Genomic DNA, 24,527 nt, shown 5'->3' on the forward strand with positions numbered 1-24,527 from the left:
CCCTTCTGTTCTGCACAGACCCTGAAAACAAAAAAGAGATCGACTCATGAAGTACGAACCTTTGGCCAAATCGCTGATAGCGACCTCACTGGCACTCAGCTGTCTCATGGCTCACGCGGCGTCGGTGGCACCGGTTGCCGCAGAAAACGGCATGGTGGTCACCGCGCAACATCTGGCCACCCATGTCGGCGTCGACGTATTGAAAAGTGGCGGTAATGCCGTCGATGCGGCGGTCGCCGTGGGTTACGCGCTGGCGGTGGTCTATCCCGCAGCAGGCAACCTGGGCGGAGGCGGCTTCATGACCATTCAACTGGCAGACGGGCGCAAGACCTTCCTCGATTTTCGTGAGAAAGCACCACTGGCGGCCACTGCCAACATGTACCTCGACAAGGAAGGCAACGTCATTCCCGACTTGAGTACCCGTGGCCACCTGGCGGTGGGCGTGCCGGGCACCGTGTCCGGCATGGAGCTGGCGCTGAGCAAATACGGGACCAAACCGCGCAAGGAAATGATTGCGCCGGCGATCAAACTGGCGGAAGACGGTTTTGCGCTGGAGCAGGGTGACGTCGAGTTGCTGGAGTACGCCACCGACGTGTTCAAGAAGGACATGCGCGACTCCGGTTCGATCTTCCTGCATAACGGCGAGCCGATGCAGGTCGGGCAGAAACTGGTGCAGAAGGATCTCGGCAAAACCCTGCGGACCATTTCCGAAAAAGGCGCCGACGGCTTCTATAAAGGCTGGGTTGCCGACGCCATCGTCACCTCCAGCCAGGCCAACAAAGGCATCATCACCCAGGCTGACCTCGATAAATACAAGACCCGCGAACTGGCTCCGGTGGAATGCGACTACCGTGGTTATCACGTGGTCTCGGCGCCGCCGCCAAGCTCTGGCGGGGTAGTGATCTGCCAGATCATGAACATCCTCGAAGGCTTTCCGATGAAGGATCTGGGCTTCCATTCGGCCCAGGGCATGCATTATCAGATCGAAGCCATGCGCCACGCCTATGTTGATCGCAACAGCTACCTGGGCGATCCGGATTTCGTCAAAAATCCGATTGAGCATCTGCTGGACAAGAACTACGCGACCAAACTGCGCGACGCCATCCAGCCGCAAAAGGCCGGCGTGTCGGCTGAACTCAAACCCGGCGTAGCCCCCCATGAAGGCAGCAACACCACTCACTACTCGATCGTCGACAAGTGGGGCAATGCGGTGTCGGTCACTTACACCCTCAATGACTGGTTCGGCGCGGGCGTGATGGCGAGCAAGACCGGGGTGATTCTCAACGATGAAATGGACGACTTCACCTCCAAGGTCGGTGTGCCGAACATGTACGGCCTGGTGCAGGGCGAAGCCAATGCGATTGCTCCGGGCAAGGCACCGCTGTCGTCGATGAGCCCGACCATTGTCACCAAGGATGGCAAAGTGGTGATGGTGGTCGGTACACCGGGCGGCAGCCGTATTATCACGGCGACTTTGCTGACCATGCTCAACGTCATCGACTACGGCATGGGCCTGCAGGAAGCGGTCAATGCGCCACGCTTCCACCAGCAGTGGATGCCGGAGGAAACCAACCTCGAAGACTTCGCCGCCAGCCCCGACACGAAGAAGCTCCTCGAGAGCTGGGGTCACAAGTTCGCCGGTCCGCAGGACGCCAACCACATCGCCGCGATTCTGGTGGGTGCACCTTCCCTGGGCGGTAAGCCGGTCGGCAAAAACCGTTTCTACGGCGCCAACGATCCACGCCGCAACACGGGCTTGTCACTGGGTTACTGAGGAGCGTAAAAAGGGGGCGGGCTTACGTCCGCCCCTGTCTCAAGGACTGATCAAGGAAGGCTCATCATGACCACCGCATTACTGATCATCGACGTCCAGCGCGCCCTCTGCTCGGGCGAATATCAGTGCTACGACATTCAGCGTGTGATCGACACCATCAACGGCCTCAGTGCTCGCGCACGCAAGGCTGGCGTGCGCGTGGTGCTGATCCAGCATGAAGAAGAGGACAGCCCGTTGGCCCATGGTGCCGAAGGCTGGCAACTGGCTGATGAACTGTTAACCGTCGCCAGTGACTTGCGCGTACGCAAGACCACCCGGGACTCGTTTTACCAGACTGACCTGGGTAAATTTTTGCCAAGCGAAGACTTCGAACGACTGGTTATTTGCGGTCTGCAAACCGATTACTGTGTCAATGCGACCGTACGCCGGGCCCATGAGCTGGGTTATGACGTAGTGCTTGCCGCCGACGCGCATTCCACCGTCGACAACGGCAATATGAGCGCCGAAGACATCATCGCCGAGCACAACAAGGATCTGGCGCATCTGACTGGCTCGGTGGCGCGTATCGACGTCAAACCCGCAGCCAGCATCACGTTCTGACCATCCACACAAAACCTGTAGGAGTGAGCCTGCTCGCGATAGCGGTGTGGCATTTGATGCAACATCGTCTGACCGAACGCTATCGCGAGCAGGCTCACTCCTACAGTGATTGCGAAATCCTGATTGCTATGTACATCAGGGATTTCCGCTGGCAGCACTGGCATACTGCGCGCCGTCCGAAGAATGGAATCTCTCGATGTTCGCTATCTCCCTGCGTCATGCCTTGGCGCTGATGTGCCTTGCGTTTGCCTCTATCACCCACGCCAGCAGTTTTGATTGCACCAGTGCCGCCAGCAAAACTGAAAAAGCCATTTGTGGCGACCCGCAGATCTCGCAACTCGATGAGAAGCTGGGCAAGCTCTGGCACTCGACATCGGCTGATGTCCCCGATGCCAAAGCCCTCAAGTCAGACCAGCGACAGTGGCTGAAAAACCGCAACGCCTGTGGCGATCAGACAGCCTGTTTGCGTCGGCAGTATTTAATGCGCCTGACCGAACTTGAACACGCCACCCAGCCCTTCAGTTGGGACGCGACCTGGCAGCTCATTCCGCCAGGGACCGCAACCTCGGCGACAGTCATAACCCAGCGCCGCGATCCCACGCACATCAGCATCGACATCACGGCGGCTGAGGGCGCCAACTCCGGTGATCTGGATGGCGTTGCCACACTCAAGGACGGTAAAGCCGTTTACTCGGAAGACCAGTGCACCCTGTTGTTCACCCCCATCAATGGTGTGCTGGATATTTCTATCGTCGGTGCAGGCGGATATTGCAGTGCCGGGTTGGGCGTCTACTACACCGGTCGTTTTGTCGCTTCGCAGCAACCGCTGACGCTGGATTACGACATGCTCAGCCTGGGCCTGGCGCAAACACCGGAAGAAAACCAGGCACTGCACACGTTGCTCAAGACTGATTATCAGACGCTGGTGGAAAAGTCCGGTTCGTTGATGACCGCTGAACCTTCCGCTGATGTGCCGGGTAGTCAGGTCTGGGAGATGTGGATGCGCGGCCTGGGTGGCACCGGCATCGTGATGCGGTCAGCCGATGGCCATTTCTGGGTCTTGTTGGTTACCTACGACAACACCGGACACTCGCGGCTGCGCTATTACACCGATGTTGCGAAATGGAAAAAACGTCTACCTGGCGCCTTGCACGACTGGAACGAGCGCATGAAAGATCATCTGGAACTCCCCGTAGACTTCATGCCCTGATCGGCGCAGCACTGCGCCATCACGTCGCAAACAACACCCCACGAATCTCGCCCACCCGCGGCGCTACGACCACGCCCTCCAGCACCATACGCGTGATCGTCTGTGCCGCCGTTTGATAATCCTCGTCCTGCGGCACTTCGCGCCCCATGATCCGGCCCATCTGCCAGCCGATATTGGTGTACGTGCGCGTCGCCGACCAGATGAACAGCATCAAATGCTCCGGATCCACCGGAGCGAGCAAACCGCGCTCGATCCAGCTGCGCAGACATTCAACGTTGCGCCGCGCTTCGGCCTGCAAAAGATCGTGGCACTCATCCGGCAACTGGCGACCGCCCAATAGCAACTCGCCACTGAATACCTTGGCAATCGCCGGATGTTCGCGGGCGATGCGAATGCGTGCGGCCACGTAGGCGCGCAGTCCCGTCAGCGGATCATCACTTTCACGCAGCACCGCCGAGGCTTCCAGCAGCGGCTCGACAAACCCCAGCAGCACTTTGCTGTAGAGGTTTTCCTTGCTCTGGAAGTAGTAATACAGATTGGCTTTGGGCACCCCGGCACGCGCCGCGATATCGCGGGTCTGGGTGGCGTTGAAGCCGTTGGCGGCGAATTCCTCGCTGGCAGCGGCGAGGATCAACTGCTCGTTGCGTACGCGGATGGCACTCATGGCAATACAGGTTGGCTGGACGGCATGGAAAGATTCTGGCGATTTCGGTTTCGCAATATACAAAACTATATAGCGATGAAGCCAGTACACTCGAAGGGCGGCGCTATGCTGGTTCGATCATTGACTGGAAACGGAGCGGGCACATGACCCTTCAGGCATTGCGGGCCGACGCGACACACCTGGATGCGGTGGCGCAGTTGTTCGACGCTTACCGAGGCTTTTACCAGCAGCCGTCGAACCTTGAGCAATCACGAACCTTCATCGCCGCGCGCATGGCCGGCGATGACTCCGCGATTTTTCTGGTTCAGGATGAAAAGGGCGAAGCGCTGGGTTTCGTGCAGTTTTATCCGACGTTCTCGTCCATCGATGCCCACCGCACCTGGCTGCTCAGCGACCTGTTCACCACGCCCGCCGCACGTGGGCGTGGGGTTGGCCGCTTGTTGATGAACACGGCACGCGACTTTGCCTTGGCGACCGGTGCCAAAGGGCTGGTACTGGAAACCGCAACCGACAACTTCACGGCTCAAGGTTTGTACGAATCCCTCGGCTACGAGCGTGACAGCGGTTATTACACCTACAACCTCGACTTGCGGCAGGGCTGAGCAAAATTTTTTTGCTGATTTCCTCAATTCAAGCTTTCGCCCGAAGGCCGCTCTCTCTAGAATCCGCCCGGCCTTCACAATGAAGGCGCAATGCCATCATTTGGTCTTGTACACATAGGGACGGACATCATGCAATTCGGGAAAATGCTGGCGCTGGGGCTGGTACTTGCGCTGGGCGGTTGTGCCAGTTTCACCAAAGACGAAGTGGCGCCGGTGACCATGCCGTCGATGGCCAGCTACACCAACAAGCCAAACGTCTACGTCGATTTCGACTTCTACCAGGGCGAACCGAAAAGCGGCTCCGCTGTGGAAGTGCCGCAAGCGCGCGATCAACTGAAACCACAGCTGCAAAAAATCCTCACTGACTCGGGTCTGTTCGGCCGTGTCACCCTGGACGAGTTCCAGAAGCAGCCGGGCGATTACAGCCTGCGTCTGAAAATGTACAACCATCCGCCGAATGCCGGTTCCATGGTGCTGGCCTTCATCAGCGGCTTCAGCATGATGGTGATCCCGGCGTACGGCACCGATCAGTACACCATGAGCCTGGAAGGCATGGATGGACAAGGTCAGGCCCTGACCACCGCGAGCAACCACGATGCGGTCGGCACCTGGATTGGTATCTGGTTCATTCCACTGATGGCCAACACACCGAAAGACGCGGTGAATGACACCTTCACCCGTCAGGTCAACGCGCTGCTCAAGCAGATGGTTGATAGCAAGAACCTGAAGTACTCGGCACTCGAAACCCGCACTCCACGGGCCTGAAGCAAAAAAGAGCCGCAATCGCGGCTCTTTTTTTGGTCCTTACTTCAGGGCCTGAATGAACTGTGGATCGCTGTACAGTTCCTTGAGCAAGTCACGCACCATCGGGTTGTAAGCGTTGACCGCGTTCGGAATCGCAATGAACCCGAAGAAGCTGCTGCTCCACTGACTGCTGACATCTTTGGTGGCGTCATACACCACATCGTTGCCGTTCAGCAGGGTAAAGCGAGCGGCCAGTTTGCCGTCGCCCGTGCCCATGCCGGCGGACAGTTCGTTCTTCACCACCAGCACTTTCAACTGACGCTGAGCCTGCGGATCGAGCAGACCGGCCTTGCGCAGTTCTTCGGTGATCGCATCCTGAATGTGTGCCGGGATGCTGCCGGACGGCGAGCGAACCGGGTTGGCACGGACCACCAGCGAACCTTCACCGGATTCGGCCGTGACCTGAGGATTGCTGATCGCGTGCAGCGGCGGGGTTTGTTTTAGCTTCTGCACGTTCTCGAAGCTTGGTTCGTAACGGGTCATGGTCATGCCACAGCCTTGCAGGAGCAGGGCCAGCATCGGGATCAACAACAGCGACTTCTTCACGGCAGTTCCTTGCGTGGGAATAGAGGAGGGCGCGAATTATGGGCAGAGTGCCATCATTGAGCAACCTCGTTCGTTTGCGCGTTGAGCATTTGCTCGATCTGCGCCAATTCCCAGGTACTGAGCAAACTCACCGGATCGGTGCCGTAACGCTGCCAGCTCTCCAGCGCACCTTCTTGCCCATCGTCGCTGCGGGCAAATTCACAGTGGTGTAACCGCCCACCTTCAACATCCAGCCGCAACTGCCAGCCCCCGATATCGACCGTGACCAGCCCGGCCTCGGCAGGCCGCTCGCAGATTTTCAAAACGAGCACGCCCAACGCCGCTTCACGCAAACGCTGAGACACCTCGCGGGCGCTCAGAAATGCAGACATGTCGAACTCAATGACCAGAGGAGCGGGCCAGCATAAAGGTCGGGCCGACAAGTGTCAGCGTTCACTGGCCCGATCCGCGACAATTCCGTAACATCCGCAACCCTCTTTTTCCCGAACACCTGCAGCCGCGCTCGGTGGCTGCTCGATAGGTAAGCCATGAAACCGATTCGTCTGCGCGCCGATGTCCTGGCCGGACTCACCACCTCGTTTGCCCTGTTGCCCGAATGCATTGCGTTCGCACTGGTGGCGCACCTCAATCCGCTGATGGGCCTGTATGGCGCGTTCATCATTTGCACGCTGACGGCGTTGTTCGGCGGGCGGCCGGGCATGGTCTCCGGCGCGGCCGGTTCGATGGCCGTGGTCATCGTTGCGCTGGTGGTGCAGCACGGTGTGCAGTATTTGCTGGCGACGGTGTTGCTTGGCGGTTTGATCATGATGGCGTTCGGCTTGCTGCGCTTGGGCAAACTGGTGCGCATGGTGCCGCACCCGGTGATGCTCGGCTTCGTCAACGGCCTGGCGATCATCATTGCGCTGGCGCAACTGGAACATTTCAAGAACGGTGAGGACTGGCTCAGCGGTACGCCGTTGTACCTGATGGCCGGGCTGGTGGCGCTGACCATGGCCATCGTCTATATCCTGCCGCGCCTGACCCGTGCGGTGCCGCCAGCACTGGTGGCAATCCTCGGCGTCGGTCTGCTGGTCTATCTGTTCGGCCTGCCGACCCGCACCCTCGGCGACATGGCGCACATTGCCGGCGGCTTGCCGACGTTCGCTTTGCCGGACATCCCGTGGAATCTTGAAACCCTGCGCATCATCGCGCCTTACGCGATTCTGATGGCGCTGGTCGGTCTGCTGGAAACCCTGCTCACCCTCAACCTCACCGACGAAATCACCGAAACCCGTGGCTACCCGGATCGCGAGTGCGTGGCGCTCGGTGCGGCCAATATGGTCTCGGGCGCATTCGGTGGCATGGGCGGTTGCGCGATGATCGGCCAGACCGTGATCAACCTCAGTTCCGGTGGGCGCGGGCGCTTGTCTGGCGTTGTCGCTGGGGTGCTGATTCTGTTGTTCATTCTGTTTCTGTCGCCGCTGATCGAGCGTATTCCGCTGGCGGCGCTGGTGGGTGTGATGTTTGTGGTGTCGCAGCAGACTTTTGCCTGGGCGTCGTTGCGGGTGGTGAACAAAGTGCCGCTCAATGATGTGCTGGTGATCATTGCTGTGACTACCATCACTGTGTTCACTGATCTGGCCACCGCGGTGTTGTGCGGCATCATCATCGCTGCGCTCAACTTTGCCTGGCAGCAGGCTCGTGAGCTGTATGCCGATGAGCATCTGGAGGCTGACGGCAGCAAGCTTTATCGTTTGCATGGCACGTTGTTTTTTGCTTCGACTACGCCGTTTCTCAATCAGTTTGATCCGGCTAATGATCCGGCTCGGGTGACTTTGGATTGTCGGCATTTGAGTTTTGTCGATTATTCGGCGATTGCGGCGTTGAAGACTCTGCGCGAGCGCTATGCCAAGGCGGGTAAGCATTTGCAGGTGTTTCATTTGTCTGAGCGGTGCAAGAAGTTGCTTAAGCGGGCGGGGGAGGAGCATCACTGATCAGTCGTGGGCGTTGGCTATGGTTGTCTGGATTACTGAGTACATATCCGTTGCTGCGGTAACGGCCACTTAGGGTTTCGCCCTGACGGCGACTCACTTTTTTTACAAACGCCTAAAAAAAGTAAGCAAAAAAACGCTTGCTCCTACGTGCGGCCCGCTCGCTGGGGCTCGGGGTTCCTTCGCTCCGGGATCCATCCGGGCGCATCGCCTACGGTTTGCTTCGCTGCACCTCCTCTCGCTGTGTTTGGCTGCGCCAAACGGTCGCTGCGCTCCAACGCCCGGATGAATCCCTCCACTCAGCCTTCCGACGTCGCCCGTGGATCAAGATCAAGATCAAGAGCTGCAGCCGAGCTAACGCTCATCCTGTTGAGTGGGGCGGCTTTGCCGCTGGGGTTGTACGCACGTTAAAACTGTGGGAGCGAGCCTGCTCGCGAAGGCGGCCTGACAGCCGACCTGTTTCTGGCGGGTTGTAGGCGATCCAATTGTAGGAGTGAGCCTGCTCGCGATGGCGTCGGGTCGGTCAAAGATGCTTTGAATGACACGCCGCTAGCGCTTGCAGATTCGCTCCCACTGGTGTTGTTGTGTGGCCAGACTTCAGATGGCCGGGAAGTCGATATCGGTCAGCGCCGCATTGTTCAGGTAGTTGGTCAGGCTCTGCACGGCCACCAGTGCAATCACTTCAATGATCTTCACGTCGTCGATGCCGGCAGCGCGGGCGGCGGCGATTTGTTCATCACTCAAGTGGCCACGGCTTTCAGTCAATTGGCGGGCGAGGGTTGCGTAGGCGTTGAGCTCGCCCTGGCGTGCGGCGACGATGTCCTGCGCCGAGAGCCCGGCTTTGCCGGCAAACAAGGTGTGTGCCGCCAGGCAGTAGTCGCAACCGTTGACCTGTGAGGTGGCGAGGTACACCGCTTCTTTTTCCTGGGCGTTCAGCGAGGTCTTGCCGAGGATGGCCGAGGCTTGTACGTAAGTTTCGAGGGCCACCGGTGCTTTGGCCAGGGTGGTGAAGACGTTGGGCAGGAAACCGATTTTCTTTTTCACGCCTTCCAGCACAGGGCGGCTGGCGTCGGCGGCGGTTTCGAGGCTGATAGCGTGGATGCGGCTCATGTTGATTCTCCGAAAGTCCGGTGCGAAGTGCGCCGGGGATGGAGGTCATGTTATGCAGTGAGGCTGGTGGATTGGCGGCAAATCGTCGAGGATATGCGGCAGATCGTCCAGATATGCCCTCGGAGTCGTCCATGGATCGCCTTTCAACATTGCTCAGCCATTTCGGCGTGAATGCCGGTACGTTCCACAGCGGCGCGTTTTGCGGCGTCAGCGTTCATGACAACGAGCCGGTGGGGCATGTGCATCTTTTGCAGGCCGGTGAATTGCTGCTCAAACCGGGCAACGAGCGTGAGATTCGCCTGAGCGAACCGTCGCTGATCTTCTTCCCCCGACCCTTTACCCATCGCATGTTTGCCGATGAAGCCATGGACACCCGATTGGTCTGCGCCACGCTGACGTTTGATGGCGGCTCCGGCAATGCCCTGGCGGCGGCGCTGCCGGATTATCTGGTGCTGAAACTGACGGACATCCCGGAGTTGGGTAACACCGTGGAATGGCTGTTCAAGGAAGCGTTCGAAGGTCATTGCGGGCGGGTGGCGGTGATGGATCGCCTGTTCGAACTGCTGGTGATTCTGTTGCTGCGGCACTTGATCAGCAGTCGCGAACAACAACCGGGGATGATCGCCGGGCTGGCCGATCCACGCCTGTCCCGTGCCTTGAACCTGATGCACGAGCAACCGCAAAAACCGTGGAGCGTGGCGGATCTGGCCGCTGTCGCCAACCTGTCCCGCGCCGGGTTTGCCGAGCAGTTTCGCCGGGTTGTCGGGCAAACGCCGGCCGATTATCTGCTGAGTTGGCGCGTCAGCCTGGTGCAGAAACGCCTGCGCGAAGGCAGACCGATTGCGCTGATTGCCGAAGAGGTCGGTTACGAAAGTCCTTCGGCGCTGGCCCGGGCGTTTCGGCGCAAGACCGGGCTCAGCCCACGCGAGTGGAAGGCGGGTGCCTGAAGATCATTTGGCGAACTTCTTCGCCCCGGCGACACACAGGATCACGCCAAACGTCACGGCGAGCATGCCGAGGCTGACCTGTTCATGTAGCAGGGTCGCCGCCAGCGCCAGACCGAAAAACGGCTGCAGTAATTGCAACTGACCGACCGCGGCAATCCCGCCCTGAGCCAGGCCGCGATACCAGAACACAAAACCGATCAGCATGCTGAACAGCGACACGTAACCCAGGCATAGCCACGCCGACAGACTGATTGTGTTGAACGAGGCGGGCGCCAGCCACACACTCAACACCGCCATGAGTGGCAGCGAAAGCACCAGCGCCCAGCAAATCACCTGCCAGCCGCCGAGAGTGCGCGACAACTTCGCGCCTTCGGCGTAACCGAGACCGCAGGCCAGAATCGCCGCGAGCATCAGCAGATCGCCAGTGGGCGAGGCAGTCAGACCTTGTGCCAGCGCGAAGCCGACCACCAGCGCGCTGCCGAGCATCGAGAAAATCCAGAACACCGGTCGCGGCCGCTCACCGCCGCGCAGCACAGCAAAAATCGCTGTGGCCAGTGGCAGCAAGCCGACAAACACAATCGAATGCGCCGACGTCACATGTTGCAGCGCCAGGGCGGTCAACAGCGGAAAACCAAGCACCACGCCCAGCGCGACAATCAACAGCGACAACCACTGATTGCGCGCCGGGCGCCGCTCGCGAAACAGCCACAACAGCGCCACCGCCAACACCCCGGCGATGGCGGCGCGAACCACCGTGAGAAACACCGGATCGAACTCCAGCACCGCCATACGCGTGGCCGGCAGCGAACCGCTGAAGATCACCACGCCGATAAAACCGTTGATCCAGCCACTGGTTTTTTCCAGTGCCGGGGTCGTCAGATTCGAAGTCCTTTCCATCACCGTTCACGCTCGGAAGTGGGTTGCATTGCAGCCATGCTAGAGCCGAGAATCAGCACAATCAAAGAATTGTCATGGATACATCCGGCATGCCACGTTCGCGCTACAAGACACTGGTTGATGCCTTTGCTGCGGACATTCGCTCGGGGATGTTGCCGCCAGGTACACGGTTGCCGACCCATCGGCAATTGGCGGCTCAGGAAGGGTTGGCGCTGGTCACGGCTTCGCGGGTGTACGCGGAGCTGGAGGCCATGGGCCTGATCAGCGGCGAGACCGGGCGCGGCACGTTTGTCCGCGAAACCTCGCTGTCGCCGGGGCAGGGCATCGATCAGAAACAAGTGGCGGTCGGCATGATCGACCTCAATTTCAATTATCCGTCGTTGCCCGGTCAGGCGGATTTGTTGCGCACTGCGCTGCGCCAATTGGCGTTGTCGGGCGATCTGGAGGCGTTGCTGCGTTATCAACCGCACGCCGGGCGCGGCCACGAGCGCGCGTCGGTCGCGCGGCACCTGCTGACGCGCGGGGTGAGGGTCGAGGCCGAGCAAGTGCTGATCGTCAACGGCGCCCAGCAAGGCCTCGCAGTGACGCTGATGACGCTGCTCAAACCCGGCGATGTGATTGCCGCCGACGCGCTGACCTATTCCGGGTTCAAGGTGCTGGCCGAAGCGCTGCATCTGGAAGTCGTAGCCATTCCGCTCGGTGATCAAGGGCCGGATCTCGTCGCGCTGGAGAAACTCTGTCGCAGCCGCTCGGTGCGCGCCGTGTACAGCATGCCGACGTTGCACAACCCGTTGGGTTGGGTGATGCCGCTGGCGCAGCGCGAGCAGTTGGTGGCTATTGCCCGGCGACATGATCTGACAATAATCGAAGACGCGGCCTACGCCTTTTTGGTTGAAAACCCACCGCGTACGCTGATCGATCTGGCGCCGGAGCGCACGGTGTACGTGTCGGGCCTGTCGAAAAACATCGCCACAGGCCTGCGTGTCGGTTTCATCGCCGCCCCGACCGACGTGGTGCCAGCACTGGAACGCATCATCCGCGCCACGACCTGGAACACCCCAGGCGTCATGACTGCCATCGCCTGTGGCTGGCTCGACGACGGCACGGTGACGGTGCTTGAGGAACAGAAGCGCAACGACGCCAAGGTGCGGCAGGCACTGGCCACCGAAGTGTTGAAAGGACTGCCGAGCATTGGCCATCCGGCGTCGTATTTCCTGTGGCTACCGCTGCCGGAAGACGTGCGCGCCGATCAGATTGTCGTCGAGCTGATGCACGAGCAGATTTCCGTCACCACGGCTGAACCGTTTTCGGTGGCGGGTCATGTGCCACATGCGATTCGCTTGGCGTTGGGCTCGGTAGAGATGGACGTGTTGCGTCAGGCGTTGAGCAAAGTCAGAAAGATCATTGGCGCTTACCTGTAAAAACATAATGCTACCCTTGCGTCGCCCGATGCAGACCGATCCGGAACTCTCGATGAAAAACACCGCTGCACTGTCACTCGCCCTGATGCTCGCCACTGGCCTGTCCAGTACGTTCACCCTCGCCGCAGGCGACCCCGAAGCCGGCGCGAAAATTTTTCCGCGTCTGTGCGGCGGCTGCCATCAGGTCGGCGAATCGGCCCGCCCCGGATTCGGTCCGCAACTCAATGGCATCATCGGTCGGCCCGCCGGTACGTCAGCGAATTACGTGTATTCAGATGCGATGAAGAACTCGGGAGTGACCTGGGATCGCGAAACGCTGATCGCCTATCTGAAGGATCCGAAAGGCGTGGTGCCCGGTACGCGGATGATTTTCTGGGGCTTGAGCGACGAAGAAAAACTCGACAATTTGCTGGCGTACCTCCAGACCTTCACGCAATAACGGCAGCTCCTACAGGGCGTGCGTGTTTTTGAGGTGCAGCGATGTCGGTTGATGCTCTCTGTGGCAACCCCCTCCATCACGCTCGATTGATTCCGCCGCCAGGGTCATGACCGTCACCACTACGTCTTCTTCGCGACTCAAGTATTGCGGTGCTCGGGCGATATGCCGGACACCCAAGTCCCTGATTGAAAAATGACATGAAAAAGCTACTCGTCGCTGTTGCTGCCCTCGTTTTGCTGACGGGTTGCGTGACCAAAGATCTCAGCGTTGAAGACCGCCAGCAGATCAAAACCGTGAAAGTGCTGCCGGTGTTTGTTGCCGTCGATAACTTTCAATACACCAGCATGACGCAGGCCTGGGGCGCCGGCCTGGGTGCTGGAGCCGGCGCAGCGGCAGGTATGGCCTCAGGTGCTTCGACTTCTGGCGCCGGTGCGTTAACGGGGGCGGGCTCTGTGGCAGGGACGAAAGCGGCGGACGTGGCCACCGGCGATATCACTCTGGCGATTCGCAACAACATGAAGGCCAATGGCATCGACCTGAGCCAGTTGATCCGGCAAAGCTTCGAAAAACGCGTACAGCAGGAGCATCTGTTTACCGTGGTGGGCGAGGGTGAGCGAGCCGATGCCGAGGTCGAAATTCTGGTCTCGCAATGGGGCCTCTGCCTGAAGAACTTCAGCACCGTGTTATATCCCGTCATCGGTGCCACGGCGCAAATCAAGCGCAACGGCTCAGCGGTATGGCGTAATTTCGACACGATCTCTGTATCCAACGATGCCAACACCATCGCCTATACACCGGAGCAGTACGCCACGGATCCCGAGGCGTTGCGCAAAGCGTTCAGCCATGTGTCCGATCTGGTGGTCAACAAGCTGGTCGATCACTTGAAACAGTAATTGGCACAAGGCGATCGTGTTCGCGGAACGCTGCGGTCGGTCACGGGTCGATAGGGTACTTGTGCGGTATTTCCCTATCGTCCGGCACACCGTTGCACTCAAGGAGCTCACCATGAAATCTCTGCTACTGGCAGCCCCGCTGTTGCTTGTCAGCGCAATCGCCCATGCCGGCATCCCTATGCTCAACGCGACGTGCCCGGGCAAGATCGAAGTGCACGCCGATGAAGGCGGCCCGATCTACATCAATGGCAAGGAAGGCCAGTTGAAGAAGTTCAATGAGAACTACTTCGAAGCCAAAGGCGCGGGCGTGACCATTTCCCTGAGCATCAATCCCGACGGTTCGCCTGCGGTGTCGTACACCGGGAAGAACCGGGCCAACGGGATTTGCGAAGTGAAGAAGGGCTGATCACGCCACCTGATTACGACCTGCCGCCTTGGCCTGATACAACTGCTGATCGGCGCGTTTGATCAGTGCGTTGTGGTTGTTATCGGCCGGGTCCGCCAGGCCGATGCCGATGCTGACCGTCACTTGCCCGATCACCGGGAAGTGAGCTTCGGCGACCGCCACGCGGATCTTCTCGGCGACGACTTCCGGAGTGTCGGGTTTGGCGATTTCCGGCAACAGCACAGCGAACTCTTCGCCGCCGTAACGGGCGACGAAATCGGTGGTGCGCAAGCTGCTCTGAATCAACTGCGCCAATTGTTGCAGCACATCATCACCCACTGCGTGGCCGTGGGAATCATTGATGCGCTTGAAGTGATCGGCATCGATCAGCAGCAGGGAGAACGGACGTCCGGTGCGGCGGAACAGCAGTGTGTATTCGGTGAGTTTCTCGTCGAAACGGCGACGGTTGTAAACGCCGGTCAAACTGTCGTGGGTCGCCAAGCTGAGCAATTCGGCATTGGCCTGCGTCAGCGCAGCGGTGCGTTGCGCGACGGTTGCTTCCAGCGAGGCATTGGCCTCTTGCAGCTCGCGCTCTTTGCCGAGCAGCGATTGCGTCATGGCATCAATGGACTGGCCGAGCTGGGCAATTTCCAGCACCGGGTGTTGCAGCGGGAATTGCGCACCGGGTTGTTGGTTTTGCACCTGCCGCGCCGAGCGCGCGAGCTGTTCGATCGGTCGGCTCAGGTACAGCGCCAGGTAGTAAGCCACCAAGCCGAACAGCACCGCCGCGACCACACCCAGAATCAGCAATTTGTACATCAGCAGGCGCGCCGGTTGCAGTGCGGTTTCCAATGGCTGGCGCACGGCAATCGACCATGACAGCACCGTACTCGATGGCGTCGGTACGATGACCACGCTGGTGAGGAATCCGTTGCCCGCCGTCCAGCCTTGCCTTTTGGTGTCAATTGCCAGTTGCTGACCCATCAGCGCTTCCGGGTAGAGCACTTTGCCATCGTGATCGATGATCAACGCTTCGATATCCGGCGTTGAGTTTTTATGCGAAAGCGCCGCCGACTCAACAATGCGCGTCACCCAGCTCCAGTGTGCGTGGGCGCCAAGAACACCAATCACCTGGCCGTCTGCGTTGCGGATCGGTGCGGCGAAATCGATGAAGCGCAGCGGTTCACCGTTCGGCAGGGCCGGCAGCATTTTCGCCAGCAACACCGCCTCATGAGGATCGCCGGTGTACTCGCCGCGCAACCCGGCCTGGAACCAGGGCCGTTGCTGCACCGATTGGCCGACCAGCAAGTCGTTCACCGCCTGATGCACCTTGCCCTCGGCATCGGTGACGCCCATCCACGCATACTCGGTGCGGGCCTGGGTGCGCAGTTGCATCGATTTCAGAATCGCCGGGTTATCCAGATCACCACGCTCCAGATGCGGCGCACGGCTGAGCAGATACACCTCCAACTGGCGTTCGCGCAGTCGTTCACCCAACAACGATGCGGCCGAGCGCGCGGTGTTGAGCAACGCATTGCCGCTGGCTTGCTTCATTTGTTCCGTGGCGATATGGCCGACATAGAAGCCCACGCTCAGCAGCGTCAGCAGGGATAAACCGGCAAACCAAAGGGTGAGGTGGCTACGCAGACTGGCTTTGAGCATGGGCAGTCGAGGTCTGTTTTGGAGTTGTGGCCGCATGGTATGCGCAATGGGCGGTGGGTGGCCAGTCGGGAAATGGATGGCGCCGGACGTGAAAAAGCCCGGCTGATCAGGCCGGGCTTTCATTGTGATTGCGATGAAGCCGCAGAGTTATGCGACGCGGCGTTCGATCAGGCGATCAGCGCCACCTTCAGCAACACGACGTTCGATCAGGCGATCAGCGCCACCTTCAGCAACACGACGTTCGATCAGGCGATCAGCGCCACCTTCAGCAACACGACGTTCGATCAGGCGATCAGCGCCACCTTCAGCAACACGGCGTTCGATCAGGCGATCAGCGCCACCTTCGGCAACACGGCGTTCGATCAGGCGATCAGCGCCACCTTCAGCAACACGACGTTCGATCAGGCGATCAGCGCCACCTTCAGCAACACGACGTTCGATCAGGCGATCAGAACCGCCCTCAGCAACACGACTTTCAATCAACTTGTCCGAGCCGCCTTCTGCGACTTGGGTGTGTGCCGGGGTGGCGGCAAAAGCGTTAATGGCGAAAACCGAGAAAGCGATGCTGAGAAGGGTCTGGCGTTTCATGATCGTGTGCTCCGGGGTGTTGTTGGTTGGTATGGAGCTGATGTTACGCCGTGGAATTTTTATGAGAACTTCATTGCCGTGATGGTGAACATCGACCGCAATGATGGTTCACCAATCCCCCTTGTAGGAGCTGCCGCAGGCTGCGATCTTTTGATCTGGCCGTTTCTCAGCGCGAGTTCGCCGCCCGCACACACAACTCACCGGTCGCCCGTGTCAGGGCCAGTTCATGCAGCGCGTCGTGGGTCAGGCCGCTGCGCGCCTTGGCCAGCCACGCCGGGCAATTCGCATCATGGCGATACGGCGCGAAATCGGCGTATTGCTGCAGCAGGCGGGTTTGCAGTTCATCCAGACGCGGGCGAATCTGTTTTCCCAGGTCGGGGCGCGGGGTGTCCGGCGCGGCGCCGGACGCTTGCCATTGTGCGAGCAAACCGTACTGCACCAGTTTATTCGCCTCCATTTGCGCGGCGATCAGTTGCGCCACGTCTTCCGCGTCGAGCTGGCGCTCGGTGGCCAGCGTTCGCGCGTTGGCGATGACCTGCGCCTCACGAGGGCTGTCCTGAATTGGCTTGCCGCTGTCCCATTTGGTCAGCGCGACGAGGTCGCCAATGTTCAGGCGTTCGTTGAGTGTTTCCAGCAACGGCTTCAACGTTTCGGCGGGCGCGGCGGCGTGAGCGCTGGTGGTGAGCACGGCGAGGAGGGTGGCGGTCAGCAGATGGGCAAAGCGCGGCATGAACAGAGCCTCAATGAGAGAAGTGAAAGTGGGCAGTTGTTTACCACAGCTCTGAACTTGCACCTACAGAACCGTGTCCGTTACACAAGCGCGGTCACCGGTCATAAACACCCAATTGAAATGTTAATTGCGCCCCGCGTGCAACTCACCGAAGCTATCCTCCATCAGCCCTCCCGCCGTCGAGATGGACCTCTATTCAATGCAAGCCGTCGCCCAACGCCCACTCTGGCACACCTACCTGCTGTTCCTCGCGCCGATGGTGCTGTCCAACTTTCTGCAATCGATGTCGGGCACGGTCAACAGCATCTACATCGGCCAGATGCTCGGCACCCAGGCGTTGGCGGCGGTGTCGGGGATGTTTCCCATCGTGTTCTTCTTTATCGCACTGGTGATCGGCCTCGGCGCGGGCGCCGGTGTGTTGATCGGTCAGGCGTGGGGCGCGCGTGAGCCGCACATGGTCAAGGCGATTGCCGGGGCGACGCTGTTACTCGGGGTGTTGATCGGTCTGGTGGCGGCGGTGTTGGGCAGCGTGTTCGCGCGGCAGGCGCTGGCGGGGCTGGGGACGCCGGCGGATGTGCTCGACGATGCGGTGGCGTATGCCCATGTGATGATGTGGATCTTGCCGTCGCTGCTGGTGTTTGTGTTGTTCACCCAGCTGTTGCGCGGGGTCAGCGATACGCTGTCGCCGTTGCTGGCGCTGATGGTCTCGACCTGCGTCGGGCTGGCCTTGACCCCGGCGCTGATTCGCGGCTGGTTCGGCTTGCCGCAATTGGGTATTCAGAGTGCGGCGTACGCCGGGCTGGCCGGTAACCTCGCGGCGATGGCGTGGCTGGCGTGGCGCCTGATTCGCAAGGGGCACCCGTTGGCGCCGGATCGGGAGTTCTTCGCCGCGCTGCGCCTTGACGGGGCGATTCTCGGCAAGGTCTTGCGCATCGGTCTGCCGACCGGCGTGCAGATGATTGTGCTGTCGCTGTCGGAGCTGGTGATTCTGGCGCTGGTCAACCAGCACGGCTCGCAAGCGACCGCCGCGTATGGCGCGGTGACGCAGATCGTCAACTATGTGCAGTTTCCGGCGTTGTCGATTGCGATCACCGCGTCGATCCTCGGTGCGCAGGCCATCGGCGCCGGGCGGCTGGAGCGCATGGGGCCGATTCTGCGCACCGGGCTGTTGATCAACGTGTGCCTGACCGGCGGCTTGATCGTGCTCGGCTATCTGCTGTCGCACTGGTTGCTGGGGCTGTTCCTGACCGAGGATTCGACCCGGGCAATGGCTGAGCATCTGCTGCACATCATGCTGTGGAGCCTGTTGGTCTTTGGCTTCCAGGCCATCATCGGCGGGATCATGCGCGCCAGCGGCACAGTGTTGGTGCCGGTGATCATTGCGATCATTTGCGTTGTCGGTGTGCAACTGCCGGCGGCGTACTGGCTGGACGGCCAATATGGTTTGCAGGGCGTGTGGATGGCGTTTCCGGTGGCCTATCTGGGCATGCTGGTGTTGCAGACTCTTTATTACAAACTGGTCTGGCAGCATCAGAAGATCGAGCGGCTGGTGTAGGCGCTGGCGTAACAGTCGGATGTTTGCTTAATTCAATCGAGGCCCTCGACGGCAAGCCCCGCCTGGAGAATCCGATGTCGATCCGAATACTGCTGGCTGCCGCGAGTTCGCTGTGCGTCGTCTGTGCCGCGCAGGCTGACGAATACACGCGGGTCAACACCACCGCCAGCCAGATCAGCTTCACCTACAACCAGATGGGCTCGCGGGTTTACGGCACCTTCGGCAAGTTCGAGGCGACGCTGGACTTTGACACCGACAACCTCGCCGACGCCCACACCTCGTTGCATATCGACCTCACCAGCATTGATGCCGGCAGCGAAGACGCCAACACCGAGCTGGTGAAACCGGCATGGTTCGACACTGAAAAATTCCCCGTGGCGGTGTTCGAATCCAAGCGTTTTACCCAAGATCCAAAAATCAAAAATCTTTACTTGATCTACGGCCAGCTCACCCTCAAAGGCATCACCCGTGAGGTTCAGGTACCGGTGGAATTGAAACCGGACAACGCCATCGGCGTTTTCGACGGTGAGCTGGTGCTCAACCGTGACGAGTTCGGCCTCGGCGCGGGGGAGTGGGCGGACACCGTGGTGTCCAAGGACATCGCCATCAAATTCAAAGTGGTGGCGCCACAGCAGTGACGCCCGCCGTTGCAATCAATAGGCCCGCCAGTGCCCCGGCACCCAGCGCCATTGGTTGCCGCCCCAGCGATAGTGCCCGGCAACCCAGTGATAACCCGGCGCCGGCATCACCGGAACGACTTCGACCAGCGGCGGAGGCCGATGCGGACGGGCCGGCTCGACGACGCAACCGGACAACGTAACGGCCACCAGCGTGGCGGCCAGCAATGCTTTAACGGTCTTCGACATGGAGGTGTTCTCGCAAGAAGTGATGGTCAGGCTGTCGCGCATTCATCGCACCCAATGCCCCTCGACCCAGAACCAGTTTGGTCCGCGTGCCTGCCAGTGCCCGGGTTTCCAGCGCGCGCCGTACCTCACCGGTTGCCAGTGGCCGGGTATCCACACGTAACCGCGTCCTTGCCAGCGCCAATGACCTTGATCCCAGACATAACCGGGACGTGCGCCGGGCATCACTTCCATGCGCATCGGCGGTGGAGCTTGCTGGACGATCACCACCGGTTGCGCAAACACCGGGGCACTGCTCAGCGCCGCCAGCGTCAACGACACCAGCAGTAGGGTTTTTCGCCATTTGGACAGGGAACGCAAAACGCTCATGACAACTCCTCAAGGCCTGCGTTGAAAAGTGAACGCAGCTGCAGAATTGGATGCCTGATTTGCGAAAGATCCCGTCTGAGGTGGATGAAATTTTTTTCAGGGAGGGCGATGCGAGAACGTCAGGATGGCGCCGCAGCAAGACGCCCGGCGCGCGTGATGGTTGTTGCCTGTGAGGCTGGACTCAATAAAACCGGTCTTGTTCTTTCATTGCCTGAATCTGCCAGAACGTCCTGCCCGAGATCAGCAGAAACAGCAGTGCGAGCAACACACCGCCGGTCATGATGTAGAAGCTCGTACGGTAACTCTGCAACTGGCTGGCGATACAGCTTTTATCCGGCATCCACGGCGACACCAGCAGGGTGATGGGGCCGTCGACTTCATATTGGGTATGCTCGACGTAGCGTTCGTCGGCGTGTTGCCCTTCATGGGTCTGGCCTTGGGCATCGGTGTATTGATAGTGAATGACCTTGCCATTGGCGTTCATTGGAATCTTTTCCAGTGCCGTGACGCTGCCGCGGGTTTCCACACCGTTGAAACTCAGCGCCCCATAAAGCATGCCCGACTTGTGCGCCATTGCAGCGAGCAGCAAAACCACGCAGCAAGCAACGGTCAGCATGACGATACGGTTGTAAAGGTGATCCTTGGCAGCTTCGCGCGGGTAGTACATGGCCGATCCCTGGTGGTGACATTTGTAGGAGACCGTTACATCGGCGCTCGGAACAGGAACTTTAGACGTCGAGCGCGTGCGTCACGGTATGATGTCGCGGCTCGTCGACCGCTGCGGCGGTCGGCAACGCTTTTTACCGTCGGAGTTCGTCATGCCACGCATCACCCACTACAAATCCCCATGCCCCGAGGCCGTCAACAGCCAGATCCTGCAGATGGTCGTCGACTACCTGACCGACATCAGCGCGGTCGGCCTCGGCCCGAGCAACCTGCTGTACAACGTCTATCAGTACGCAGTTGGCTATGAGGTGCATCTGTATCTCGAAGCGTTGAATGGCGAGAAGGGTATCGACGTGGAGTTGCTGGTGGCCACCGACGAGGATGATCCGGAGCAAGTGATCGGTTTTCTGTTGTACCTGCCGGTGCAGGGCGACTGGGAAGCCTGCAGCGTGGCCTACATGGCGGTGCGCGAAGGGCATCGGCGCCAGGGCGTGGCGCGGGCGATGATCGGTGAGATGGTCGGGCGTTATCCCCATGCGGAGCTGGCCTGCACGATCGGCAAAGTCCCGTACTTCGAAGCGTTGGGCTTTGAGGTGATTGGCCAGCGTGAAACCCAGGTGTTGATGAGCACCCGGCATTACCGCAGCAATGGCTTGCGCGGATTTATCGACACCACGCCGATTTACCGCTCGCTGGAAGTGCAGCAGATCCACACCTACCTGCTGCAGAAAAATGGCAAGCGGGCGATGCTCGATGCCGAGAAACAGCGCGACCGGCACCTCGATCAGACCACTCGCCATGTCGAGGATTTTGTCCGCCAGCGCCTGACCGTGCACTGACCTCGCTTCGGCGAAAAAGCCCTTGCTGTGAATCGCGCAGCAAGGGCTTTTTTGTGGGCGCCATTCAGCCGGGTTTGACGTTCAAGGTGATCCGCGCCTTGGGGTTGGCGGGGCCCGTGAAGGGCAGCCCGGAGGACTATCGCGAGTTGCTGGCGCAGGCAGCATAGCGTTCGATTCACGCCGATCAGGCGCCGGGCTACTGATTTGCGCAGACAAAAAAAGAGCCTCAAAGCTCTTTGATGGGGAGGAAGTAGAGCCCTCGAGGCTCAAGATGCGCATGAAGCAAGGCACGGGCTTGATTGGGGTTCAGAGCACCCGTGCCTACGCAGCGCCCGAAGAGCGGAACCACTGCGTGATTCCATCGTAGGAGTGTGCAAGTGACGGCTCAAGTACCGCCAGTCGCCCGAACGGCGGCGCGTCCGACCATGGCAAGGATGGTTGCGAATAACTCGTCGCTGGCCTCTTTCGCGCTGACTTCACCGTTGGCCGCCGCGTGCGACAGCGCTTCGGCAGCGCCGAGCATTGCGCGCAATCCGGCTTGAGTAATTTCCCCGCCGTGGGCGTACGGTTGTAGATCGCGACGGCATTTTTCGAGGAAGATCGCCTCGTACTCACGCTTTATCTTCTCCAGATCCGGAGTGCTCGCCAGCGCTGCGATGATCCCGGGGATTTCTCTGCCTTGCAGCATCACGCAATCAACGTACGCCGTGGCAATCACCGAAGCGATGCCGGTCAGTGTCGGTTCGCTTCGGGCAATCGCGGCGTCCATCAACGCCGTTTGCCGAGCATCGAAATCCCGATAGAGCGCTGCAAGCAAACCGGCTCGGGTGACGAAATGATCGTACACCACCGGTTTGGTCACCCCGGCCATTTCGGCGAGATAGCCGAGGGTCAGGGCGTCAGAGCCTTCGGCGCGGATGATTTGCCAGGCGACATCGAGCAATTGGCGCAGGCGATCTTCACGGGACAGGCGACGCCGCGGAGCGGGGGAGTCGGGTTCGCTGATTTCAGTGGTTGACATCGTTTATATACCAAACGTAACTTACTGTTCGTAACTTACCAAGAGTATATAAGCCTTGGTGAATAATCACCAACCGGAGAATTGCCATGCACGCCTTGATCGTCGTCGCGCATCACGACCCACGCTCGCTGACCCACAGCGTCGCCGCGCAAATCGCTGCAAGCCTTGTTCAGGCCAACCCGGCCAACACTTTTGAAATCGCCGATCTCTATGCCGAGGGCTTCGAGCCATGTTTTGGCGCGGCGGATTTCGCCGTGCATCACCGCGAGTCCGCGCCGCCCGCTGATGTCCTGGCCGAGCAGGCACGCATCGACCGCGCCGATACCTTGGTGCTGGTGTATCCGGTGTACTGGTGGTCGATGCCGGCGCAGCTCAAAGGCTGGATCGATCGGTTGTTCAGCAATGGCTGGGCCTTCGATTTCAGTGGTGACCTCAAGCATGTGAAGCTGCTGCAGCGCCTGCGCGTGCATCTGGTCGGCCTCGCCGGCGCGGATGCACGCACTTACGAGCGCCACGGCTATGGCGCTGCGATGAAGGCGCAGATTGAGCACGGGATTTTCGACTACTGCGGAGCGACGGTGCTGAGTTCGACGTTGTTGCCGGAATCGGAGTTGCGCGATCCATCGGAGCAATTGGCGGTTGCAAGGGAACTCGGTAGCCAAATCTTCACATAACCCCTGTAGGAGCTGCCGGAGGCTGCGATCTTTTGATCTTGTTCTTAAAATCAAAAGATCGCAGCCTCCGGCAGCTCCTACAGTGTTTTTGCGCTGTCAACGGGTGCCAGGCCAGCCTGATTTTTCGAGGGCAGCGAGCAGGGTTTCGGCATCCAGTCCCGGCACCGAGTGACCGTTGCCTTCGGTGCTGTCACTGGCCAGCAAGGCGTTGATGATCGCTTCCTCAACCGCCTCGGTCGCGGCCAGGAACAACTCGCTGATATGGTCATTGTTGACCATGCGCAAGCCGTCACAGGTCGGCGCGCCTTTGCCTTCGTACGCCGCCGGTGGCACATGAGCGTTGCCGGTGGCGAAGGCGATGAAGATGTCGCCGCTATGATCCTCGTTGCCGCCGCCGGTGCGCGCCAGGCCGAGGCTCGCGCGCTGTGCCAGGCGTGTGCACTGGTGGGGCAACAGCGGCGCATCGGTCGCCAGGCAGACGACGATCGAACCCATGCCCGGATGTGGCAACGATGCCCGCAAGAACGGCGAATCTTTCTGTTCCATGTAGCGCCCGACCGGGTAGCCATCGACCCGCAGTTCGCTGCGAATGCCGTGGTTGGCCTGGACGATCGCGCCGACGGTCCAGCCGCCCTGCGCAGCGCTCAAGCGCCGCGACGAGGTGCCGATGCCACCCTTGAATTCATGGCAGATCATGCCGCTGCCACCGCCGACGGCGCCTTCCGTCACTGGGCCGTTGACCGCGTTTTTCAGGGCTTCAGCCACATGCGCGGGCTGCACGTGAAAACCGTTGATATCGTTGAGCAAGCCGTCAAAGGTTTCCAGCACCACTGGCATGTTCCAGTAGAGACGGCCGTCGTCGGGTTGCTGCTGACGATCCAGGACAACCAAGGCATCTCGCACCACACCGAGGCTGTGGGTGTTGGTGAAGGCAATCGGGCTGGTCAGCAGACCCGCCTCGCGAATCCATTCAAGCCCGGTGGCGTCACCATTGCCGTTGAGCACATGCACGCCAGCAAAACACGGTTGCTGATTGGTCGAACCCGGACGCGGTTCGATCAGCGTCACGCCGGTGCAGATATCCCGTCCGGCGCTGCTGCGTCCGCGAACATTGCCGTGGCCGACGCGTACGCCGGGTACATCAGTGATGGCGTTGAGCGGGCCGGGATGCAGTTGACCGATGCGGATGTTGAGGTCACGGGCACGAGGTTTCATTGATTTCTGTCTCTCTAAAAAATGCAGGGTTGTTCACCGCCCCTGTGGGAGCGAGCCTGCTCGCGAAGGCGTCGGCACTTTCA

Annotated in this window: 28 protein-coding genes; 15 read left to right on the forward strand and 13 right to left on the reverse strand. The window is 60.1% G+C overall.

Annotation, left to right across the window (positions count from 1 at the left end):
- The first annotated feature begins 46 nt into the window (after positions 1-46).
- The 3 genes from ggt to CKW14_RS02010 all read left to right on the forward strand — a co-directional run bounded on the left by ggt (position 47) and on the right by CKW14_RS02010 (position 3,584).
- Positions 47-1,774: a gamma-glutamyltransferase gene (ggt, locus tag CKW14_RS02000; protein WP_095124509.1), complete on the forward strand. Its 1,728-nt coding sequence runs from the start codon at positions 47-49 to the stop codon at positions 1,772-1,774.
- Positions 1,775-1,840: 66 nt separating this feature from the next.
- Entirely contained in the window at positions 1,841-2,374 is a 534-nt protein-coding gene (locus CKW14_RS02005; RefSeq protein ID WP_095048053.1) for a cysteine hydrolase family protein, read from the forward strand.
- Positions 2,375-2,570: 196 nt separating this feature from the next.
- The gene (locus tag CKW14_RS02010) at positions 2,571-3,584 is read left to right on the forward strand and encodes a lysozyme inhibitor LprI family protein (protein ID WP_095048052.1); all 1,014 of its coding nucleotides are present in this window, start codon (positions 2,571-2,573) and stop codon (positions 3,582-3,584) included.
- Between the two features lie 19 nt (positions 3,585-3,603).
- On the opposite strand, the gene CKW14_RS02015 is transcribed toward CKW14_RS02010, so the two are convergent.
- The gene (locus CKW14_RS02015) at positions 3,604-4,248 is read right to left on the reverse strand and encodes a TetR/AcrR family transcriptional regulator (RefSeq protein WP_095124510.1); all 645 of its coding nucleotides are present in this window, start codon (positions 4,246-4,248) and stop codon (positions 3,604-3,606) included.
- Between the two features lie 143 nt (positions 4,249-4,391).
- Here CKW14_RS02015 and CKW14_RS02020 point away from each other — a divergent pair, with 143 nt between their 5' ends.
- Both CKW14_RS02020 and CKW14_RS02025 read left to right on the forward strand, forming a co-directional pair.
- Positions 4,392-4,850: a GNAT family N-acetyltransferase gene (locus tag CKW14_RS02020; protein ID WP_095124511.1), complete on the forward strand. Its 459-nt coding sequence runs from the start codon at positions 4,392-4,394 to the stop codon at positions 4,848-4,850.
- A 129-nt stretch (positions 4,851-4,979) separates the two neighbouring features.
- A complete protein-coding gene (locus tag CKW14_RS02025) occupies positions 4,980-5,615 on the forward strand; it encodes a hypothetical protein (RefSeq protein WP_095124512.1) in 636 nt (211 codons plus the stop codon).
- A 39-nt stretch (positions 5,616-5,654) separates the two neighbouring features.
- On the opposite strand, the gene CKW14_RS02030 is transcribed toward CKW14_RS02025, so the two are convergent.
- Both CKW14_RS02030 and CKW14_RS02035 read right to left on the reverse strand, forming a co-directional pair.
- A complete protein-coding gene (locus tag CKW14_RS02030; RefSeq protein ID WP_064390640.1) occupies positions 5,655-6,200 on the reverse strand; it encodes a hypothetical protein in 546 nt (181 codons plus the stop codon).
- 53 nt (positions 6,201-6,253) lie between these two features.
- The gene (locus CKW14_RS02035) at positions 6,254-6,571 is read right to left on the reverse strand and encodes a hypothetical protein (protein WP_095048047.1); all 318 of its coding nucleotides are present in this window, start codon (positions 6,569-6,571) and stop codon (positions 6,254-6,256) included.
- 156 nt (positions 6,572-6,727) lie between these two features.
- Between CKW14_RS02035 and CKW14_RS02040 the strand changes: the two genes are divergently transcribed.
- Positions 6,728-8,173, forward strand: a complete 1,446-nt coding sequence (locus CKW14_RS02040; RefSeq protein ID WP_095124513.1) for a SulP family inorganic anion transporter — start codon at positions 6,728-6,730, stop codon at positions 8,171-8,173.
- A 594-nt stretch (positions 8,174-8,767) separates the two neighbouring features.
- Here the strand turns inward: CKW14_RS02040 and CKW14_RS02045 are convergent.
- Positions 8,768-9,280 carry a carboxymuconolactone decarboxylase family protein gene (locus CKW14_RS02045; protein WP_093441201.1) on the reverse strand — a complete coding sequence of 171 codons (513 nt, stop codon included), beginning with the start codon at positions 9,278-9,280 and terminating at the stop codon, positions 8,768-8,770.
- A 131-nt stretch (positions 9,281-9,411) separates the two neighbouring features.
- On the opposite strand from CKW14_RS02045, the gene CKW14_RS02050 reads away from it, so the two are divergent.
- On the forward strand, positions 9,412-10,227 hold the full coding sequence (locus CKW14_RS02050) for an AraC family transcriptional regulator (protein ID WP_095124514.1): 816 nt from the start codon (positions 9,412-9,414) through the stop codon (positions 10,225-10,227).
- A gap of 3 nt (positions 10,228-10,230) precedes the next feature.
- On the opposite strand, the gene CKW14_RS02055 is transcribed toward CKW14_RS02050, so the two are convergent.
- Positions 10,231-11,124, reverse strand: coding sequence for a DMT family transporter (locus CKW14_RS02055; protein WP_095124515.1), 894 nt, complete (start codon positions 11,122-11,124; stop codon positions 10,231-10,233).
- Positions 11,125-11,213: 89 nt separating this feature from the next.
- Between CKW14_RS02055 and CKW14_RS02060 the strand changes: the two genes are divergently transcribed.
- From CKW14_RS02060 to CKW14_RS02075, 4 genes are all read left to right on the forward strand, one after another.
- Complete coding sequence (locus CKW14_RS02060; protein ID WP_095048043.1) at positions 11,214-12,545, forward strand: PLP-dependent aminotransferase family protein; 1,332 nt, start codon at positions 11,214-11,216, stop codon at positions 12,543-12,545.
- A 52-nt stretch (positions 12,546-12,597) separates the two neighbouring features.
- The gene (locus CKW14_RS02065; RefSeq protein ID WP_095048105.1) at positions 12,598-12,984 is read left to right on the forward strand and encodes a cytochrome c family protein; all 387 of its coding nucleotides are present in this window, start codon (positions 12,598-12,600) and stop codon (positions 12,982-12,984) included.
- Between the two features lie 197 nt (positions 12,985-13,181).
- Positions 13,182-13,877 (forward strand): hypothetical protein, encoded by a 696-nt coding sequence (locus CKW14_RS02070; RefSeq protein WP_093441166.1) that lies wholly within the window; start codon positions 13,182-13,184, stop codon positions 13,875-13,877.
- A 112-nt stretch (positions 13,878-13,989) separates the two neighbouring features.
- Positions 13,990-14,283, forward strand: a complete 294-nt coding sequence (locus CKW14_RS02075; RefSeq protein ID WP_095048041.1) for a hypothetical protein — start codon at positions 13,990-13,992, stop codon at positions 14,281-14,283.
- On the opposite strand, the gene CKW14_RS02080 is transcribed toward CKW14_RS02075, so the two are convergent.
- From CKW14_RS02080 to CKW14_RS02090, 3 genes are all read right to left on the reverse strand, one after another.
- Positions 14,284-15,924: a sensor domain-containing diguanylate cyclase gene (locus CKW14_RS02080; RefSeq protein WP_095048040.1), complete on the reverse strand. Its 1,641-nt coding sequence runs from the start codon at positions 15,922-15,924 to the stop codon at positions 14,284-14,286.
- Between the two features lie 147 nt (positions 15,925-16,071).
- Entirely contained in the window at positions 16,072-16,512 is a 441-nt protein-coding gene (locus tag CKW14_RS02085; RefSeq protein WP_095124516.1) for a phage infection protein, read from the reverse strand.
- 166 nt (positions 16,513-16,678) lie between these two features.
- On the reverse strand, positions 16,679-17,242 hold the full coding sequence (locus CKW14_RS02090; protein WP_095048038.1) for a chorismate mutase: 564 nt from the start codon (positions 17,240-17,242) through the stop codon (positions 16,679-16,681).
- Between the two features lie 199 nt (positions 17,243-17,441).
- On the opposite strand from CKW14_RS02090, the gene CKW14_RS02095 reads away from it, so the two are divergent.
- Together CKW14_RS02095 and CKW14_RS02100 are read left to right on the forward strand one after the other, a co-directional pair.
- Entirely contained in the window at positions 17,442-18,797 is a 1,356-nt protein-coding gene (locus CKW14_RS02095) for an MATE family efflux transporter (RefSeq protein WP_095124517.1), read from the forward strand.
- 74 nt (positions 18,798-18,871) lie between these two features.
- Positions 18,872-19,435 carry a YceI family protein gene (locus CKW14_RS02100; protein WP_095048036.1) on the forward strand — a complete coding sequence of 188 codons (564 nt, stop codon included), beginning with the start codon at positions 18,872-18,874 and terminating at the stop codon, positions 19,433-19,435.
- A gap of 15 nt (positions 19,436-19,450) precedes the next feature.
- On the opposite strand, the gene CKW14_RS02105 is transcribed toward CKW14_RS02100, so the two are convergent.
- From CKW14_RS02105 to CKW14_RS02115, 3 genes are all read right to left on the reverse strand, one after another.
- Positions 19,451-19,663 carry a YXWGXW repeat-containing protein gene (locus CKW14_RS02105; protein WP_007908149.1) on the reverse strand — a complete coding sequence of 71 codons (213 nt, stop codon included), beginning with the start codon at positions 19,661-19,663 and terminating at the stop codon, positions 19,451-19,453.
- A gap of 42 nt (positions 19,664-19,705) precedes the next feature.
- Positions 19,706-20,029 carry a YXWGXW repeat-containing protein gene (locus CKW14_RS02110; RefSeq protein ID WP_095048035.1) on the reverse strand — a complete coding sequence of 108 codons (324 nt, stop codon included), beginning with the start codon at positions 20,027-20,029 and terminating at the stop codon, positions 19,706-19,708.
- A 181-nt stretch (positions 20,030-20,210) separates the two neighbouring features.
- The gene (locus CKW14_RS02115; protein WP_093441138.1) at positions 20,211-20,696 is read right to left on the reverse strand and encodes a DUF3592 domain-containing protein; all 486 of its coding nucleotides are present in this window, start codon (positions 20,694-20,696) and stop codon (positions 20,211-20,213) included.
- A gap of 151 nt (positions 20,697-20,847) precedes the next feature.
- Between CKW14_RS02115 and CKW14_RS02120 the strand changes: the two genes are divergently transcribed.
- Positions 20,848-21,534 (forward strand): GNAT family N-acetyltransferase, encoded by a 687-nt coding sequence (locus CKW14_RS02120; protein WP_095048104.1) that lies wholly within the window; start codon positions 20,848-20,850, stop codon positions 21,532-21,534.
- A gap of 385 nt (positions 21,535-21,919) precedes the next feature.
- Here the strand turns inward: CKW14_RS02120 and CKW14_RS02125 are convergent, their stop codons facing one another.
- Positions 21,920-22,555 carry a TetR/AcrR family transcriptional regulator gene (locus CKW14_RS02125; RefSeq protein WP_095048033.1) on the reverse strand — a complete coding sequence of 212 codons (636 nt, stop codon included), beginning with the start codon at positions 22,553-22,555 and terminating at the stop codon, positions 21,920-21,922.
- An 86-nt stretch (positions 22,556-22,641) separates the two neighbouring features.
- On the opposite strand from CKW14_RS02125, the gene CKW14_RS02130 reads away from it, so the two are divergent.
- Positions 22,642-23,229 carry an NAD(P)H-dependent oxidoreductase gene (locus CKW14_RS02130; RefSeq protein ID WP_095124518.1) on the forward strand — a complete coding sequence of 196 codons (588 nt, stop codon included), beginning with the start codon at positions 22,642-22,644 and terminating at the stop codon, positions 23,227-23,229.
- A gap of 96 nt (positions 23,230-23,325) precedes the next feature.
- Here the strand turns inward: CKW14_RS02130 and CKW14_RS02135 are convergent, their stop codons facing one another.
- Positions 23,326-24,444: a P1 family peptidase gene (locus CKW14_RS02135; protein ID WP_095124519.1), complete on the reverse strand. Its 1,119-nt coding sequence runs from the start codon at positions 24,442-24,444 to the stop codon at positions 23,326-23,328.
- Positions 24,445-24,527: the final 83 nt, after the last annotated feature.

This window comes from Pseudomonas sp. Irchel s3a12, from assembly GCF_900187485.1.
In the GTDB taxonomy this organism is placed as follows: Bacteria; Pseudomonadota; Gammaproteobacteria; order Pseudomonadales; family Pseudomonadaceae; genus Aquipseudomonas; species Aquipseudomonas neuropathica.

Excerpts from the sequence above, each read along its gene's own strand:
- ggt (WP_095124509.1), top strand. The coding sequence starts at position 47 with ATGAAGTACGAACCTTTGGCCAAATCGCTGATAGCGACCTCACTGGCA.
- CKW14_RS02005 (WP_095048053.1), top strand. The coding sequence starts at position 1,841 with ATGACCACCGCATTACTGATCATCGACGTCCAGCGCGCCCTCTGCTCG.
- CKW14_RS02010 (WP_095048052.1), top strand. The coding sequence starts at position 2,571 with ATGTTCGCTATCTCCCTGCGTCATGCCTTGGCGCTGATGTGCCTTGCG.
- CKW14_RS02015 (WP_095124510.1), bottom strand. The coding sequence starts at position 4,248 with ATGAGTGCCATCCGCGTACGCAACGAGCAGTTGATCCTCGCCGCTGCC.
- CKW14_RS02020 (WP_095124511.1), top strand. The coding sequence starts at position 4,392 with ATGACCCTTCAGGCATTGCGGGCCGACGCGACACACCTGGATGCGGTG.
- CKW14_RS02025 (WP_095124512.1), top strand. The coding sequence starts at position 4,980 with ATGCAATTCGGGAAAATGCTGGCGCTGGGGCTGGTACTTGCGCTGGGC.
- CKW14_RS02035 (WP_095048047.1), bottom strand. The coding sequence starts at position 6,571 with ATGTCTGCATTTCTGAGCGCCCGCGAGGTGTCTCAGCGTTTGCGTGAA.
- CKW14_RS02040 (WP_095124513.1), top strand. The coding sequence starts at position 6,728 with ATGAAACCGATTCGTCTGCGCGCCGATGTCCTGGCCGGACTCACCACC.
- CKW14_RS02045 (WP_093441201.1), bottom strand. The coding sequence starts at position 9,280 with ATGAGCCGCATCCACGCTATCAGCCTCGAAACCGCCGCCGACGCCAGC.
- CKW14_RS02050 (WP_095124514.1), top strand. The coding sequence starts at position 9,412 with ATGGATCGCCTTTCAACATTGCTCAGCCATTTCGGCGTGAATGCCGGT.
- CKW14_RS02055 (WP_095124515.1), bottom strand. The coding sequence starts at position 11,124 with ATGGAAAGGACTTCGAATCTGACGACCCCGGCACTGGAAAAAACCAGT.
- CKW14_RS02060 (WP_095048043.1), top strand. The coding sequence starts at position 11,214 with ATGCCACGTTCGCGCTACAAGACACTGGTTGATGCCTTTGCTGCGGAC.
- CKW14_RS02065 (WP_095048105.1), top strand. The coding sequence starts at position 12,598 with ATGAAAAACACCGCTGCACTGTCACTCGCCCTGATGCTCGCCACTGGC.
- CKW14_RS02070 (WP_093441166.1), top strand. The coding sequence starts at position 13,182 with ATGAAAAAGCTACTCGTCGCTGTTGCTGCCCTCGTTTTGCTGACGGGT.
- CKW14_RS02075 (WP_095048041.1), top strand. The coding sequence starts at position 13,990 with ATGAAATCTCTGCTACTGGCAGCCCCGCTGTTGCTTGTCAGCGCAATC.
- CKW14_RS02080 (WP_095048040.1), bottom strand. The coding sequence starts at position 15,924 with ATGCTCAAAGCCAGTCTGCGTAGCCACCTCACCCTTTGGTTTGCCGGT.
- CKW14_RS02085 (WP_095124516.1), bottom strand. The coding sequence starts at position 16,512 with ATGAAACGCCAGACCCTTCTCAGCATCGCTTTCTCGGTTTTCGCCATT.
- CKW14_RS02090 (WP_095048038.1), bottom strand. The coding sequence starts at position 17,242 with ATGCCGCGCTTTGCCCATCTGCTGACCGCCACCCTCCTCGCCGTGCTC.
- CKW14_RS02095 (WP_095124517.1), top strand. The coding sequence starts at position 17,442 with ATGCAAGCCGTCGCCCAACGCCCACTCTGGCACACCTACCTGCTGTTC.
- CKW14_RS02100 (WP_095048036.1), top strand. The coding sequence starts at position 18,872 with ATGTCGATCCGAATACTGCTGGCTGCCGCGAGTTCGCTGTGCGTCGTC.
- CKW14_RS02105 (WP_007908149.1), bottom strand. The coding sequence starts at position 19,663 with ATGTCGAAGACCGTTAAAGCATTGCTGGCCGCCACGCTGGTGGCCGTT.
- CKW14_RS02110 (WP_095048035.1), bottom strand. The coding sequence starts at position 20,029 with ATGAGCGTTTTGCGTTCCCTGTCCAAATGGCGAAAAACCCTACTGCTG.
- CKW14_RS02115 (WP_093441138.1), bottom strand. The coding sequence starts at position 20,696 with ATGTACTACCCGCGCGAAGCTGCCAAGGATCACCTTTACAACCGTATC.
- CKW14_RS02120 (WP_095048104.1), top strand. The coding sequence starts at position 20,848 with ATGCCACGCATCACCCACTACAAATCCCCATGCCCCGAGGCCGTCAAC.
- CKW14_RS02125 (WP_095048033.1), bottom strand. The coding sequence starts at position 22,555 with ATGTCAACCACTGAAATCAGCGAACCCGACTCCCCCGCTCCGCGGCGT.
- CKW14_RS02130 (WP_095124518.1), top strand. The coding sequence starts at position 22,642 with ATGCACGCCTTGATCGTCGTCGCGCATCACGACCCACGCTCGCTGACC.
- CKW14_RS02135 (WP_095124519.1), bottom strand. The coding sequence starts at position 24,444 with ATGAAACCTCGTGCCCGTGACCTCAACATCCGCATCGGTCAACTGCAT.